Source organism: Rhizobium sp. NFR03, from assembly GCF_900111275.1.
GTDB lineage: Bacteria > Pseudomonadota > Alphaproteobacteria > Rhizobiales > Rhizobiaceae > Ferranicluibacter.
On sequence record NZ_FOGR01000003.1, the window covers coordinates 631,533 to 646,755 of the forward strand.

At 63.1% G+C, this 15,223-nt stretch carries 10 protein-coding genes; 6 read left to right on the forward strand and 4 right to left on the reverse strand.

The features are described from left to right. Nucleotides 1-305: 305 nt before the first annotated feature. The 4 genes from BSG19_RS12725 (at nt 306) to BSG19_RS26075 (ending at nt 3,239) form a co-directional block, all read left to right on the forward strand. Entirely contained in the window at nt 306-1,604 is a 1,299-nt protein-coding gene (locus BSG19_RS12725) for an Hsp70 family protein (protein WP_092988312.1), read from the forward strand. 77 nt (nt 1,605-1,681) lie between these two features. Further along, nucleotides 1,682-2,644, forward strand: coding sequence for a uracil-DNA glycosylase (locus BSG19_RS12730; protein WP_092988314.1), 963 nt, complete (start codon nt 1,682-1,684; stop codon nt 2,642-2,644). A gap of 164 nt (nt 2,645-2,808) precedes the next feature. Beyond that, on the forward strand, nt 2,809-2,985 hold the full coding sequence (locus BSG19_RS26070; RefSeq protein WP_092988316.1) for a hypothetical protein: 177 nt from the start codon (nt 2,809-2,811) through the stop codon (nt 2,983-2,985). A gap of 113 nt (nt 2,986-3,098) precedes the next feature. Then, complete coding sequence (locus BSG19_RS26075; protein ID WP_170865949.1) at nt 3,099-3,239, forward strand: hypothetical protein; 141 nt, start codon at nt 3,099-3,101, stop codon at nt 3,237-3,239. A gap of 315 nt (nt 3,240-3,554) precedes the next feature. Here the strand turns inward: BSG19_RS26075 and BSG19_RS12740 are convergent, their stop codons facing one another. After that, a complete protein-coding gene (locus BSG19_RS12740; RefSeq protein WP_092988318.1) occupies nt 3,555-4,493 on the reverse strand; it encodes a DMT family transporter in 939 nt (312 codons plus the stop codon). 361 nt (nt 4,494-4,854) lie between these two features. Between BSG19_RS12740 and pepN the strand changes: the two genes are divergently transcribed. Beyond that, on the forward strand, nt 4,855-7,503 hold the full coding sequence (pepN, locus tag BSG19_RS12745; protein ID WP_092988320.1) for an aminopeptidase N: 2,649 nt from the start codon (nt 4,855-4,857) through the stop codon (nt 7,501-7,503). A gap of 206 nt (nt 7,504-7,709) precedes the next feature. After that, nucleotides 7,710-10,037, forward strand: coding sequence for an ATP-binding protein (locus tag BSG19_RS12750; RefSeq protein WP_170865950.1), 2,328 nt, complete (start codon nt 7,710-7,712; stop codon nt 10,035-10,037). Here BSG19_RS12750 and BSG19_RS12755 read toward each other — a convergent pair. The 3 genes from BSG19_RS12755 to BSG19_RS12765 all read right to left on the reverse strand — a co-directional run bounded on the left by BSG19_RS12755 (nt 10,034) and on the right by BSG19_RS12765 (nt 15,196). Beyond that, nucleotides 10,034-12,988, reverse strand: a complete 2,955-nt coding sequence (locus tag BSG19_RS12755) for a bifunctional [glutamine synthetase] adenylyltransferase/[glutamine synthetase]-adenylyl-L-tyrosine phosphorylase (RefSeq protein ID WP_092988322.1) — start codon at nt 12,986-12,988, stop codon at nt 10,034-10,036. The two genes, BSG19_RS12750 and BSG19_RS12755, sit on opposite strands and share 4 nt — an antisense overlap. A 94-nt stretch (nt 12,989-13,082) precedes the next feature. Then, nucleotides 13,083-14,486: a sensor histidine kinase gene (locus BSG19_RS12760; protein ID WP_092988324.1), complete on the reverse strand. Its 1,404-nt coding sequence runs from the start codon at nt 14,484-14,486 to the stop codon at nt 13,083-13,085. Beyond that, nucleotides 14,483-15,196 carry a response regulator transcription factor gene (locus tag BSG19_RS12765; RefSeq protein ID WP_092988326.1) on the reverse strand — a complete coding sequence of 238 codons (714 nt, stop codon included), beginning with the start codon at nt 15,194-15,196 and terminating at the stop codon, nt 14,483-14,485. The genes BSG19_RS12760 and BSG19_RS12765 overlap by 4 nt, the downstream gene beginning before the upstream one ends. Nucleotides 15,197-15,223: the final 27 nt, after the last annotated feature.

The window sequence follows — 15,223 nt, forward strand, 5'->3', positions numbered from 1 at the left end:
GGCATACGCCGCGCCCGTCTCGATGGGCCGTCATGTCAAATAAGAGCAAGGTTGTCGAGCCGATGTGCGTCACGAAGCGGGGCGATCAGACTATCCGTCCTGTTTATGGCACCGGACGCTCTTGTTTTTGACAGCGGGCCATGCGAGGGAGCGGCATCCCCACAGCCGATAACGGCGACCATTTCCAGACCCGCAGGCCCGCCGCGAAGGGCCGACCCATGCTCGCGATCGACAGCTATTGCGGCGACCGGACACCCCGGCGCTCGATCTGCCGTCGCGCAGCCATCCGCACGAGGAGAGACACCATGACCCAGTCGCTCGGCTTTGACTTCGGCACCACCAACTCCGTTCTCGCCGCCGTCGAACACGGAAAAACACGTGCCATCGACTTCGACAGCCCCGCCGGGCGCTATGACACGATGCGCACGGCGCTGTCGTTCATGAAGCACCCCAACCTTGGCGCGCAGGCTCTGCAGATCGAGGCGGGACAGGCCGCGATCCGCACCTTCATCGACAATCCGGGCGACGCGCGCTTCCTGCAATCGATCAAGACCTTTGCCGCCAGCCCGCTTTTCCAGGGAACGCTGATCTTTGCACGGCGCAACGGCTTCGAAGACCTGATGCGCGCTTTCGTCGCACGTCTCAGGGACTATGCAGGCGATGCGTGGCCGGTCGAGGGCACCCGCATCGTCGTCGGCCGGCCGGTGCGCTATGCCGGCGCAAATCCGGACGACAATCTGGCGCTGGAGCGCTACCAGACGGCGCTCGGCACATTCGGCTTCTCGGATATCCGCTATGTCTACGAGCCTGTGGCGGCTGCCTTCTACTTCGCTCAGACACTGAAACAGGACGCGACCGTGCTCGTCGCGGACTTCGGTGGCGGCACCACCGACTATTCGCTGATCCGCTTCGAGACTCATGCCGGCGTGCTGTCGGCAACGCCGATCGGCCATTCCGGCGTCGGCGTGGCGGGCGATCATTTCGACTTCCGGATCATCGACAACCTCGTGTCGCCGCTGATCGGCAAGGGCACCCAGTTCCGCTCGTTCGACAAGGTGCTGGATGTCCCCTCCGGCTACTACGCAAATTTCGGCCGCTGGAACCAGCTGTCGATCTTCAAGACGCTGAAGGATTTTGCCGACCTGAAACAGCTCGTCCGCTCGTCGCTGGAGCCGGAAAAGCTGGAGGCTTTCATCGACCTCATCGAGCATGACGAGGGCTACCCGCTGTATCAGGCTGTTTCGGCCACCAAGATGCGCCTCTCGGCCGAGGAAGAAACCGAGTTCTACTTCGCGCCGCTCGGCGAGCGTAGCCGCAAGATCGTGCGCCGCGCAGACTTCGAACAGTGGATCGCGCCGGAACTCGGCAGGATCGAGGGTGCGCTGGATGACGTGCTGGAACAGACGAACACGGCTGCCGGCGCTGTGGACAAGGTGTTCCTCACCGGCGGCACGTCCTTTGTTCCGGCCGTGCGGCAGATGTTCGAGCGGCGGTTCGATACGGCACGCATCGAGAGCGGCGGCGAACTCCTCTCCATTGCCCACGGACTGGCGCTGATTGGCGCGCGGGACGATATCGACCTGTGGACGGCGGAGGCGAACTGACGCTCCATGCGTGATGCGAGCGCCCTTGCGCCAATTGCCGCTTTCATGCGCGACGGCGCTTCTGTAAACCTTGTGCCATGACCTCCCCCGACGAGACACGGTTTTCCGATGGACCGACCCTGGATGCGATGACGCCGCACGAACTGGCGGCGCTGCTGCATTTCCATGCGGATTCGGGCGTGGAGTGGCTGCTGGAGGACGATCCGATCGACCGGATCGCCGCCTTTGCCGCCAGCCAGACGACGCGCGGCGGCGCCGGTTCGGGCGCTGTCAGCGGGAGCAACGCGGGAGCCCTGCAGACCGCGCAAAGCTCAAGGGCTGCAACGCCTAAAAATGAAGCGAACACGGGTCCTCGCCCTCCGGCTGCGGAAAAGACGCAGACAAGAGGGAAATCCGAACCCCCTCCACGCCCGGTTTCCACACGCGTTGCCATACCCGATGAGCAGGCCGTGGCCGAGGCGCGCATCGCTGCGGGATCGGCCCAGACGCTGACCGACCTCAAGCTTGCGCTTGAAGGCTTTACAGGCTGCAATCTGCGCAACAGCGCCCGCAACCTCGTCTTTGCCGAGGGCGATCCGTCCTCTGGCCTGATGATCGTCGGTCCGGGACCGAACGGTGACGACGACCGCGAGGGTCGGCCCTTTGCCGGGCGGCAGGGCGATCTTCTGGACAGGATGCTGACAGCCATCGGGCTCGATCGGGCCGGTGTCTTGATCACCAACGTCATTCCCTGGCGCCCGCCCGGCAATCGCATGCCGTCCGCACGCGAGCTTGAGATCTGCCGGCCGTTCCTCGACCGGCAATTCGCTCTCGCCAAGCCCCGGCGCGTTCTGGTCCTCGGGAACTTCGCAGCGCGGTTCTTCTTCGGCGGCACCGACACGATCCACGAAATGCGCGGGGACTGGCGGACGATCAGCACAGGCGGCGAGACTTTCCGGGCGCTGGCGACATTGCATCCGCAGGACCTGATGTCCGCGCCGATCTGTAAACGCCTCGCCTGGCAGGATTTGCAGATGTTTGCCGCTGGCGATGATTCCTGACGCCCGTGCGTCACCGGCCTTTTTCCATTTGCGAAGAAACTATGAATGACGAACGGAAAAAGCCATGCAAGTCGCGCATGGCAGCAACCCGACATCGCGGCTTGTGAAATCGATGGTGCAGCGCAATATATGATCACGGGAGGAACGGATTTAAGGAACTGACAATGAGCACCCGTCCGCGCCCTCTGCATTGCGGCTTTGAAACGCTCCGTCGCAGTGGCTCTGCCCTCCGTACGCCTTTCAGCGGCTTCGGTTCTGCAGCAAACGAACAGATGACGGCTGCCGGCTACGCCCGTGCCGCACGCCCTGCCAGCATCTACGCCGAATTCATCCAGCGCTGATCGAATTCTCGATTGTGAGTCTTGGCCGCTGAAGCCCGTATGATTTTCGGCAGAAAAGACGTCATGAACCTCTGTTCGGGCACGCGCGCGGAAGAGACTGAAAGGATTAACCCATGGCAATTCGCGCTTTGAACGCTCTTGTTTCCGACATCCGGATCGCCGTGCGTGCTTCCCAAACCTTTTCGGACTTGAGCCGCGACGCCCGCGCCTCCTCCGACATGAACCGTGGCCCTTACGGCCTGCTGCCGCGCTAACGCGCATCGCCCGAAAGGGCACAGGAGTTTTGCAGCAACGACTTGCGTGAAAGCAAGCACCGGACGTGTCTCCAACAAGCCTGAAAGATCGAAACAGGTTTTCAGTGGTTTAGGGTTGGCGTCATCCTCCACGCTGTACCGAGCAGATCCCCGATAGCGGCTTCAACCGCCATATAAGAGCACCCTGCGTCGCACATGACGCGTTAAGCCACTTCTTCGCTGAAACCGCTTCCGGTTCACGCAATTTGCTGTCACGGATGGTCGGTCACACGCTCCGACAGCCCTTTCCCTCTTCCACATTCCCTTTCTTCAGCGTTACCCCTGCGGCGTCACATGCTTGCGCGCGGCCTTCCGCTCCAGGCCCAGCCTGTGCTCCCGCAGGATGATGAAGATCCCGGCGCCGATGACGATGGCTGTCCCGACCAGCATCGTGACGGTGGGAACGTCATCGAAGAGCCAGTAACCGATCACCAGTCCCAGAACGATCGAGGTGTATTCGAACGGCGCGATGGTCGACATATCGGCATAGCGATAGCTTTGCGTGAGAAGCAGTTGGGCAACACCGCCACAAAACCCCGCCGCCATGAGCAGGAGGAAGGCGCGCCACGTCAGCGGCTCCCACCCGAAAGGCAGCGTCAGCAGCGAGAACAGCGAGGCGGACAGGGAGAAGTAGAGGACGATGGTGTGCGTCCGCTCGTTCATCACAAGCTTGCGGACGAGCACCATAGCCGTTGCACCCAGCGCCGCCGAGAGCAGCACCGCCAGGGCGCCATAGGCCGCCCCCGCCTCCCCGCCGCCGCCGGCAAACAGCGTCAGGCGCGGATAGGTGATGATCATCACGCCGACCAGGCCAACGATGACGGCCGACCAGCGATAGATACGCACCACCTCTTTCAGAAACACGGCGGCGAAGACGACGGCCAGAAGCGGCATGGCATAGCCGATGGCGATGGCTTCCGGCAGCGGAAGATGCGTCAGGCCGTAAAAGCCACAGCTCATGGCGAGAATGCCGATAAAGCCGCGAACGAGGTGGCCGAAAGGATCCCGTGTCTTGAAAGCGGTGGCGAGATCGCCCCTGATCGCGAGGTAGCCAAGGATCGGCACCATGGCGAAGGCCGAGCGATAGAAGGTGATCTGGCCCGTCGCGATACCATCGCCGGCCGACTTGATGAATGTCGACATGGCCACGAAAACGAGAACGGAAGATACTTTGAGAGCAATGCCCAGAAGCGGGTTGGGCTCGTCGCGATCCATAAGATCGGTCCTGCATGCACGAGGAGGGAAGGAAGCCTGAGGCGGCGTGGAGAATCGCGAGCCTACTGCATAAATCCGCAAACCGGAATCGATCTGGACTGAAATTTGCGAATATCCGCCGCGCCCATGATTTCAGCGGCTACGTTGCTATCCCCGGCCTCCGCATTCCCGGCGGCCGGTGACGGATTGCGTCGCAGGGTTTGGTAATAGTGATTCTAAAAGGATGAAGTCCGCTCCAAAATGGCTTATTGCTTAAAATCTTGTTAGGCCGAAGCGCGTAATTGTTCAGGTCTTTTATCGGCACTGACCGCCGCATCGTCGCGAGCGGCTTTCCAGAGTGCCCCGGGGAGCGAAACGACACATGCGGACGGACACGGGCGAGATCATCCACCTAGAAGACTATCAGCCGACGGATTTCGTGCTGGAACGCGTCGATCTGACCTTTGAACTGGATCCGCTGGAAACCAAGGTCGAAGCCCGGCTGATCTTCCATCGCCGTGAAGGCGTGGCCGCAGATCGCCCGCTCGTGCTGGATGGCGACGAGCTGAAGATGACGGGTCTGCTGCTCGATCAGGAGCCGATTTCTGCCGACGACTACACCGAGACCGGGGAGACGCTGACCATTCGCGGCCTGCCGGAAAGCACGCCCTTCGAAATCACGGTCACGACGGAGCTTTCGCCGCAGACCAACACCAAGCTGATGGGCCTCTACCGGACGAACGACGTCTACTGTACCCAGTGCGAGGCCGAAGGTTTCCGCCGCATCACCTTCTTTCCGGACAGGCCGGATGTGCTCGCCGTCTACACGGTCAACATCATCGCGGACAAGGCGACCGTTCCGCTCCTGCTGTCCAACGGCAACTTCCTCGGCGGCGCCGGCATGGGCGACGGACGCCACTTCGCCGCCTGGTTCGATCCGCATCCCAAGCCCAGCTATCTCTTTGCGCTGGTGGCCGGCGATCTCGGCGTGATCGAGGACAGCTTCACCACCATGTCCGGCCGCGAGGTCGTTCTGAAGATCTATGTCGAGCACGGCAAGGAGCCGCGCGCGGCCTACGCCATGGACGCGCTGAAGCGCTCCATGCGGTGGGACGAAGAGGTCTTTGGGCGCGAATACGATCTCGACATCTTCATGATCGTCGCCGTTTCCGATTTCAACATGGGCGCCATGGAGAACAAGGGGCTCAACGTCTTCAACGACAAATATGTGCTGGCGGACCCCGAGACTGCGACGGATCAGGACTACGCGAATATCGAGGCGATCATCGCGCACGAATATTTTCACAACTGGACCGGCAACCGCATCACCTGCCGCGACTGGTTCCAGCTCTGCCTCAAGGAAGGGCTGACGGTCTATCGCGACCACCAGTTTTCCGCCGACCAGCGCTCGCGCGCCGTCAAGCGGATTGCGGAAGTTCGCCATCTCAAGGCAGAGCAGTTTCCCGAAGACGGCGGTCCGCTGGCCCATCCCGTCCGCCCGACGCGTTACCGCGAGATCAACAATTTCTACACGACCACCGTCTACGAGAAGGGATCGGAAGTGACCGGCATGATCGCGACCCTGCTCGGGCCCGATCTCTTCAAGGCCGGCATGGATCTCTATTTCGACCGCCACGACGGACAGGCCGTAACCATCGAGGATTTCATCCGCTGCTTCGAGGAAGCGAGCGGCCGGGACCTGACGCAGTTTTCGCTTTGGTATCATCAGGCCGGCACACCGCTCGTCAGCGCGTCGGGCACCTATGATGCAAGCCGCCAGACCTTCACGCTGGCGCTTGAGCAGACCGTGCCGCCCACCCCGGGCCAGAGCACCAAGCAGCCGATGCACATTCCGCTTCGTTTTGCGCTCATCTCCGAAGATGGCGCGATTGCCGAAGCATCTGGCGTATCCGGCGCGGAAGTGACCGGCGACGTTCTGCATCTCGTCGAGCGCAGCCAGAGCGCGATATTCGAAGGCATCGCCTCGCGGCCTGTCGTCTCGCTCAACCGGGGTTTTTCCGCTCCGATCAACCTGCATTTCGAGAAATCGTCCGCCGACAGTTCCCAGATTGCCCGTTTCGAGACGGATCTCTTTGCGCGCTGGCAGGCACTGAACGACATGGCCCTCGATGCGCTGGTCTCGGCAACGGCGAGTGTCCGTGCCGGCACGACGGTCACCTGCGATGCGGCTCTGATCGACGCGCTGATGGCAACCATAGCGGACGACGCACTGGAGCCAGCTTTCCGTGCGCAGGCGTTGGCCTTGCCGAGCGAGTCGGATATCGCTCGGGAAATCGGCCGGGACAACGACCCGGACGCCATCTTCGCAGCCCGTCGCGAGATTATGACGGCGATCGCGACGGCCGGTCGGGAGACCTTTGCGGGACTGTTCGAGACAATGCGCTCGACAGAGGCGTTTTCGCCGGATGCCGCCAGCGCTGGCCGCCGCGCCCTGCGCAACAATGCGCTGGCCTATCTGGTGCTGGCCGAAAACACCCCCGCCCGCGCTGTCGAGGCGTTCTCTGCCGCCGACAACATGACGGATCTCAGCCAGGCGCTCACCATTCTCGTTCACCGCTTTCCGGAGACGGCGGAGGCGAGAACGGCGCTCGACAGCTTCCAGACGCGGTTTGCCGACAATGCCCTCGTTCTCGACAAGTGGTTCACCGTGCAGGCGACCATTCCGGGCGCAGCAACGCTGGAGCGCGTCGAGGCATTGATGACGCACCCGCTCTTTAACGGGCTCAACCCGAACCGCGTCCGCGCCCTTGTCGGCACCTTCGCCTTCTCCAACCCGACAGGCTTCAACAGGGCGGACGGAAAAGGCTACCAGTTCCTCGCCCGTCAGATTCTCGACATCGACCCGCGCAACCCGCAGCTCGCCGCCCGCATCCTGACCTCGATGCGGTCCTGGCGCTCGCTGGAAGCCGGCCGGGCAGAGCATGCCCGTGCCGCGCTGAGCGAAATTGCAGCTGGCGCGAAACTTTCGCCTGACGTCAGTGACATCGTGGAGCGCACGCTGAAGGGCTGATACAACTCGTAACGGTCTGAAAAGATCCGATTCTTTTCAGACCGTTACGGGAAAAACAGCGTTCGCGGCACGACAAGCTGCGAATTCGCACCGGTGAGAAATGGTTAACGCCTCGTTACCCTTTTCGCTGGACAAGAAGAATCCGAATTGATTCATTGAGCCAGATTCGGGCGAGCGGCGCGTCGAATCAAACGAGGTTCAAAGATTTGACGAAGATGGCGGAAGCGCAGCAGATGCGCGCGGCCGGGGATCGGCTGCGTCCACGATTCCCGGGCCTTGCGGGCCTTGAGCAGGTTTTCCTGCGGCATGTGCGCAGCCTTGCCGCGCCGGCCTCGATCCGGCTGAACAGGGCGGAGCCGCTCCTGAAGCGCTCCATTCCCGTTCTCATCACGGCTTTCCTCATCGTCGTTGCCATTTCCCGCATCAGCGGCATCGTCAACGAATATGCCCGCATGGAGAACAGCGCTCGCCAGACGACGGTGATGGCGGCAACCGCGGCGGAGGCCACGCTTGCCCCGCAGGCGCATCTCCTCTTCGATCAGGCCGAACGCGCACCTGTCGAGCAGACGCTGAACGACCTCCTCTCCCCTGACATGCTGGAGCCCGGCGCCTTCGCGCTCGCCGTCCGCAATGACGGGCGCATCTTCGCCGCCTCGGCGGAGGGCAAGCCCTTTACAGGACGGGCGCTGTCGGCGATCTCACCGGAAATTGCCGCCTTCCAGTATTTCGGCGAGCGCTCCACCGTCATGAGCGCCTTCATCGGGGGCGACGAGTACATCGTCGCGCTGGTGCAGGTGGGGGAGAAGGCGGGCACGCTGATGGTCGCAACGCCGCTCGCGCACATGGACAGGCTGTGGCGCGACGAGGTGTCGCTGAACGTTACGCTGTTTGCCGGAATTTCCGCCATCCTGCTCGTCGTGCTTTACGCCTACTACATCCAGGCCAAGCGTGCCCGCGACGCTGATCAGATTTTCGCCGAGTCCAATCTGCGCGTCGAAACAGCGCTGTCGCGCGGGCGATGCGGGCTCTGGGATTTCGACCTGCCGAACCGGCGGCTGTTCTGGTCGCGCTCCATGTACGAGATGCTGGGCATGACGCCGCAAGGCAGCGTGCTCTCCTTTGGCGACGCGGCACGGCTGATGCATCCCGACGATACCGGTCTCTACAAGGTCGCTCGCTCGATTGCCCGTGGCGACATCCGCCACATCGATCACGTGTTCCGCATGCGCCATGCCGACGGCCATTACGTGTGGCTGCGTGCCCGTGCCCAGGTCATCCGCACCAGCGGCGACCGCGTGCACCTCATCGGCATCGCGATGGACGTGACCGAGCAGCACCGTCTCGCCCAGCGCTATGCAGAGGCCGACCAGCGGCTGGCCGATGCTATCGAATGTACGTCGGAGGCCTTCGTTCTCTGGGACAAGAACGACCGGCTTGTCATGTGCAACACCCATTATCAGCAGGCCTACCAGCTGCCTGACAGCGTGCTCGTGCCCGGCACCGAGCGCTCGGCCGTCAATGCCGCCTCCGCCCGTCCGATCATCGAGCGGCGCATCGCCGATCCGGATCGCGCCAATCATTCCTCGACATCGGAAGTCCAGCTTGCCGACCAGCGCTGGCTGCAGATCAACGATCGCCGCACACGTGATGGCGGCCTCGTTTCCGTCGGCACCGACATCACCCTTCTGAAGCGCCATCAGGTGCGCCTGCGCGAATCCGAACGCCGGCTGATGGCGACCATCGGCGACCTTTCGACGTCGCGCATGACGCTGGAGCATCAGAAGTCGGAGCTGTCGATCGCCAATGCGAACTATCTGGCCGAAAAGCAGCGCGCCGAAGCTGCCAACCGGGCAAAATCCGAATTTCTTGCCAACATGTCACACGAGCTGCGCACACCTCTGAACGCGATTCTCGGCTTCTCGGAGATCCTCAAGAACCGCATGTTCGGCCCGCTCGGCTCCGACAAATACGGCGAGTACGCGCTGGACATCCACGACAGCGGCAAGCACCTCCTCAACGTCATCAACGATATCCTCGACATGTCGAAGATCGAGGCGGGGCAGATGCGGATCGACCCGGAACGGATCGATCTCGCACCCCTGATCGAAGAGACGCTGCGCCTCACCACCGTGCCCGCCACGCAGAAGAACATCAGCGTCGTGCACCAGGTATCCTCCGGCCTGACGATGGTCGCGGATCGCAGGGCGATGAAACAGGTGCTGCTCAACCTGTTGTCGAATGCCGTGAAGTTCACCAATGAAGGCGGGCGTATCTCGCTGCGGGCGCGCAAGGTCTCCGGCGCGGTCATGCTCACGATTGCCGATACCGGCATCGGCATTCCACGCTCCGCCATGCGCAAGATCGGTCTTCCCTTCGAACAGGTTCAGAGCCAGTACGCCAAGAGCAAGGGCGGCTCCGGCCTCGGGCTTGCCATCTCCCGCTCTCTGACCACTCTGCATGGCGGGCGAATGAAGATCCACTCGGCCGAAAACGTCGGCACGATCATCTCGGTGCGCATACCCGACTCGGTTTAGGCCGGTTCAGACGCAAGCGCGAGGAACATGCGGCGCACCGCCTTCGTCAGCCGCCGCAGTTCGGCTTCCAGAACCTTGATGTCGGGCGCGTCGCCTGCCCGGCAAAGCCGCTCGATGAGACCGGCCGGAGCCTGCTTCGGATCGAACGGGCCGTCGATGCACAGGCGGATGATCTGCGATAGATCCGTCATCACGGCCAGCGACCGCATCATCAGCTGAAGATCCGCATCCGGCAGGAAGCCCGGACCCAGTTGCCTCAGCACATCACCGGTCGGCAGGCCGCAAGCCGGCAGGGCTCTCCCTTCTGCGGACGCCAGCAGAAACATCAGTTGCGCCGAGAATTCGATATCCACGAGACCGCCGGGGATCAACTTGAAGTCCCAGCTGTTTTCCGGCGGCTTCTCCGCCTCCACGAGCGCACGCATCTCGCGCACGTCCTTCCGCAGCACCTTGGCGTCACCGGGCTCGCCGATAACAGCGTGGATCGCATCCGCCGTTCTCTGCATCATATCCCTGTCGCCCGCGATCGGCCGCGCGCGCGTCAGCGCCATATGCTCCCAGGTCCAGGCCTCTTCATGCTGGTACTTGACGAAGGCCGGCAGACGGGTGGCAACCGGGCCTTTGTTGCCCGAAGGGCGCAGCCGCATGTCGACCTCGTAAAGCACACCTTCGGCCGTCGGCGCGGACAGGGCTGCGATCAGCCTCTGCGTCAAGCGGGCGTAGTAGCGGGCGACGTCGAGCGGGCGCGGACCCTCGGAATCCGCCGCATCTCCCTCATGGTCGTAGATGAGGATCAGGTCGATGTCGGAGCCAGCCGTCAGTTCGCGGCTGCCGGCCTTGCCCATCGCAACCAGCGCCACACGCCCGCCTTCGATCTCGCCGTGCGCCATGACAATCTCCTCGCGGACGGCCTTGAAGGTCGCGGCAACCAGAATTTCGGCAAGATCGGTCAAGGCGCAGCCGGTGGCCGGCCCGTCGATCACGCCGGTCAGGAGCCGGATGCCGATGAGGAAACGTTGCTCGGAGGCGAAGATCCGCAAGCGGTCGAGCCGGTCCTCGTAGTGGCGGGCCGTGGAGAGGAAGTCCTCCAGGCGACGCGCGAGGTCTTCCCGCTCCGGCATCTCGTTCAGAACGCGCCGGTCGAGCATGCCGTCGAAGACATGGGGCTTGCCCGCGACGATATCGGCGAGCCGGGGTGCCGCCGACATGATGGTGACGATCAGGGAGAGAAGGGCCGGATTGTTGCCGAGCAGCGAGAAAAGCTGGATGCCGGCCGGCAGTTTGGCGAGGAAGGCATCGAAGCGAAGCAGCGCCTCGTCGGCCCGCCGGCTTTCGCCGAACACTTTCAAGAGCCGTGGCGTCAGTTCCGTCAGCCGCTCGCGCGCCTCGACGGATTGGGTCGCCCGGTAGCGGCCATTGTGCCATGTGCGCATCACGCGGGCGATGTCCTGCGGCCGCTCGAAGCCGAGACCATGGATGGTCTCCAGCGTGTCGGGATCGTCCTTCTGGCCGGTGAAGACGAGGTTGCCCAGTTCCGAGGAAAGCTCGGCCTCCCGCTCGAACAGCTGCACATAGCGCCGCTCGACCGTATGCATGACGCGCGAAAGCGCATCCGCGAAGGTTCCGGTATCGGCAAATCCAGCCATCAACGCGATGCGTTTCAGCTCGGCTTCCGTGGACGGAAGCGTATGGCTCTGCTCGTCGCGGACCATCTGGATCCGGTGCTCGACATCGCGCAGAAACCAGTAGGCCTCCGTCAGCTCGTCCCGCGTCCGTCCGTCGATCCAGCTGGCCTCTGCCAGCGCGGCCAGCATTCCCTCCGTCTCGCGTCCGCGCAGCGCTGCGGCACGACCTCCCGCGATCAACTGCTGGGTCTGCACGAAGAACTCGATCTCGCGAATGCCGCCCCGGCCGAGCTTGACGTTGTGCCCCTTGACCGCGATTTCGCCATGCCCCTTGTGCGCATGAATCTGCCGCTTGATCGAGTGGATATCGGCGATGGCGGCGTAATCGAGATATTTTCTGAAAACGAAAGGGCGAAGCGCCTTCAGGAACCGCTCGCCGGCCTCCAGATCACCGGCGACAGGGCGCGCCTTGATATAGGCCGCCCGCTCCCAGTTCTGTCCCCGTCCCTCGTAATAGATCAGCGCCGCCTCGACCGGAATGGCGAGCGGCGTCGCGCCGGGATCGGGCCGAAGCCGCAGGTCCGTGCGAAAGACATAGCCGTCTCCCGTGCGCTCCTGCAGAATCCGCACCAGGCGGCGCAGCAGCCGTGCGAAGATGTCGGAGGCATCCAGGATGTCGGCAAAGCCGAGGGCTTCCGGCTCATAGAACACCACGAGATCGATATCGGAGGAATAGTTCAGTTCGTCGGCACCGAGCTTGCCCATGCCGAGAACGATGACGCCCGAGCCAGCGCTCGGCCGGTCTTCATCGCCGAGCCGGATCTTGGCCTGACGATGCGCGCCGAGGAGCAGATGGTCGATGGTGGCGGAGGTGGCGGCCGCCGCGAACTGGCTGAGCAGCCGCGCGCTGTCGCGAGCCCTCGTCAGCCGCGCAAGATCGTACAGCGCAAGCGCGAATGCCGCCGTTCGCTTGGCCCGGCGCAGGCGCTCCATGAGCATATTGTCGGTCACGTCGGGCCCGCGCCAGCTTTCGCGGGCCTCGACGATGGTTTTCTCGATGACGGGTCCGATCGGCTCGGTGACAACCCTCAGGAGCAACGCGGGGTGAGCAACCGCGATATCGCGAAGGTAGGGGGACAGGGAAAAAGCTGCGACAAGGAAATCGTGCAGCACGGGTGCCTGTTCCAGAACCGGCTGAAGCGCAGGCTCAGCCCTTGCCATGGCCTTCAGATCGGCTTTGACGCTCTTTGCCTCCGTCTGGCTGAACGGCTTCAGCGCGCATGTCGCCAGCGCCGCCAGCCGCGTCGGCTGCTCCTGCCCGGTCATGAAACCTCCCGATCACGACGTTTTCCCAAGTCTATTACCGCATGTCGTCCGTAAGTGTGTAGCGGTTTCGGAAGAACGGCTTGCGAAGGAAGCTTCAGCCTGGCGGGAAAACCATTTCGGCGGTCAAACCCTTCGCCCCCTCTGGATCGGGAACGGTGCTGCCGAGCGCCAAGCGTCCATGGTGCAGTTCCATGACGGCTTCCACCAGCGACAGTCCCAGCCCCGTGCCAGGCTTCGACCGGCTCTGGTCCAGCCGCACGAAGCGCTGCACCACCACCTCGCGCTTGTCGTCGGGGACGCCAGGTCCGAAATCCGCGACCGAGACGACCGCCCCTCCATCACGCCGCGCAAGCCGCACCATAATCCGCGCGTCCGCGGCACCCTCGGAGTATTTGATGGCATTGTCGATCAGATTGCCGAGGGCCTGCCCGATCAGTTCCCGGTTGCCGCTGACGGAGATGCCCGGCTCGATCTCGGCTTCCAGCGCCAGCGCATGTTCGTCGGCCAGCGGCTCGTAGAGTTCGACGCAATCGGCCACGCTTTGCGACAGGTCGACATCGCTCATCTCTGCTGCGGAAGAACCCGCCTCCACGCGGGAGATCATCAGCAAAGCATTGAAGGTGCGGATCAACTGGTCGGATTCGTTGATGATCTCGTCCATCGATCCGCGATAACCATCGATGGAGGTATTATGGGACAATGCCGCCTCCGCCTTGTTGCGCAGGCGCGTCAGCGGGGTCTTCAGGTCGTGGGCGATGTTGTCGGAGACCTGACGCAAGCCCTCGTTCAGTTTTTCGATGCGCACGAGCATGGCGTTCAGCGATTCCGACAGCCGGTCGAACTCGTCCCCCGAACCGCTCATCGGCAGACGCTGCGAGAGGTCACCGGCCATAATGCGTGTACTGGCGTCTGACATCCGGTCGATGCGCTTCAGCGCGTTGCGGCCGATGGCAAACCAGATGATCAGCGCGCCGATGCCCATGACGCCGAGCGCGACCATCAGCGCCTGACGGACGAGAACGCGGAATTTCTCAGGCTCCTGAAGGTCGCGGCCCACGAGCACGCGCAGGCCGTTATCGAGGAAGAGCACATGCGCAAGCGCGACATGCCGGTCCTTGCGGGTTTCGTCGGTGTAGCGCTGGTAGGCGAAGGCCTCGTCCGTCCAGCCCTCCTTGTCGAGAAGGCCCGGCTGCAACGAGGCGACGTTGCCGGCGAGGATCTCACCGGTCGGGCCAGCAATCACGTAGAGGGCAGCACCCGGCTGGCGCGCGCGCCGCTCCAGCGTGCGCAAAAGCCCGTTGACGCCGGCCCGTCCGTAGATCGCCTCGATCTGCGAGACCTCGGCACTCACCGCATCTTTCGTCTGCTGGTCGAGCAGCCGTTGCGACATGCCGGTGACGTAGAAGACGAGAAACGCCGCGCAGAGCGAGAAAAGCACGAGGTAGAGCGCCGACAGCCGCACGGCCGTCGTGCGCATGAGCGTGCTGACCCGGCTCATGCCTCGGCACGCCCCTCGCCTTTCGGCTCATCCTTGATCATGTATCCTGCACCTCGAACCGTCCGCAGCAGTGGCTGGTCGAAATCCTTCTCGATCTTGGCGCGCAACCGCGACACATGCACGTCGATGACGTTGGTCTGCGGATCGAAATGATAGTCCCAGACATTTTCGAGCAGCATGGTGCGCGTCACCACCTGCCCCGCATTCTTCATCAGATATTCGAGCAAACGGAATTCGCGCGGCTGCAGCAGCAGTTCGCGCCCCTGCCGCTTGACAGTGTGCGACAGCCGGTCGAGTTCGAGGTCACCGACCCGGTAGATCATGTCCTGTTCCGGCGCGCCCTTGCGGCGGCCGAGCACTTCAATGCGGGCGAGAAGCTCGTTGAAGGCATAGGGCTTCGGCAGGTAGTCGTCGCCACCAGCCCGCAGACCCGTCACCCGGTCGTCCACCTGCCCGAGTGCGGAGAGGATGAGCACCGGGGTGTGAATGCCGCGGGCCCGCAGCTCGGTGATCACGGACAGACCGTCACGGCGCGGCAGCATGCGGTCGATCACCAGCACGTCGTAGCTGTTCTCGCTCGCCATGAACAAGCCGCTCTCGCCATCGCTGGCGTGGTCGCTGACGATGCCCGCCTCGCGGAACGCCTTGGAGAGATAGGCTGCGGCCTCGAGGTCGTCTTCGACAATCAATATCTTCATGTGGCTGACCATAAAGCCGGTCCCGTCACTTTCACAGTG

What these genes read in the sequence shown, in the direction of transcription:
- BSG19_RS26075 (WP_170865949.1), top strand. Translation starts at nt 3,099, where the DNA reads ATGGCAATTCGCGCTTTGAACGCTCTTGTTTCCGACATCCGGATCGCC.
- BSG19_RS12765 (WP_092988326.1), bottom strand. Translation starts at nt 15,196, where the DNA reads ATGGTCAGCCACATGAAGATATTGATTGTCGAAGACGACCTCGAGGCC.
- BSG19_RS26070 (WP_092988316.1), top strand. Translation starts at nt 2,809, where the DNA reads ATGAGCACCCGTCCGCGCCCTCTGCATTGCGGCTTTGAAACGCTCCGT.
- BSG19_RS12725 (WP_092988312.1), top strand. Translation starts at nt 306, where the DNA reads ATGACCCAGTCGCTCGGCTTTGACTTCGGCACCACCAACTCCGTTCTC.
- BSG19_RS12730 (WP_092988314.1), top strand. Translation starts at nt 1,682, where the DNA reads ATGACCTCCCCCGACGAGACACGGTTTTCCGATGGACCGACCCTGGAT.
- BSG19_RS12740 (WP_092988318.1), bottom strand. Translation starts at nt 4,493, where the DNA reads ATGGATCGCGACGAGCCCAACCCGCTTCTGGGCATTGCTCTCAAAGTA.
- BSG19_RS12755 (WP_092988322.1), bottom strand. Translation starts at nt 12,988, where the DNA reads ATGACCGGGCAGGAGCAGCCGACGCGGCTGGCGGCGCTGGCGACATGC.
- pepN (WP_092988320.1), top strand. Translation starts at nt 4,855, where the DNA reads ATGCGGACGGACACGGGCGAGATCATCCACCTAGAAGACTATCAGCCG.
- BSG19_RS12760 (WP_092988324.1), bottom strand. Translation starts at nt 14,486, where the DNA reads ATGAGCCGGGTCAGCACGCTCATGCGCACGACGGCCGTGCGGCTGTCG.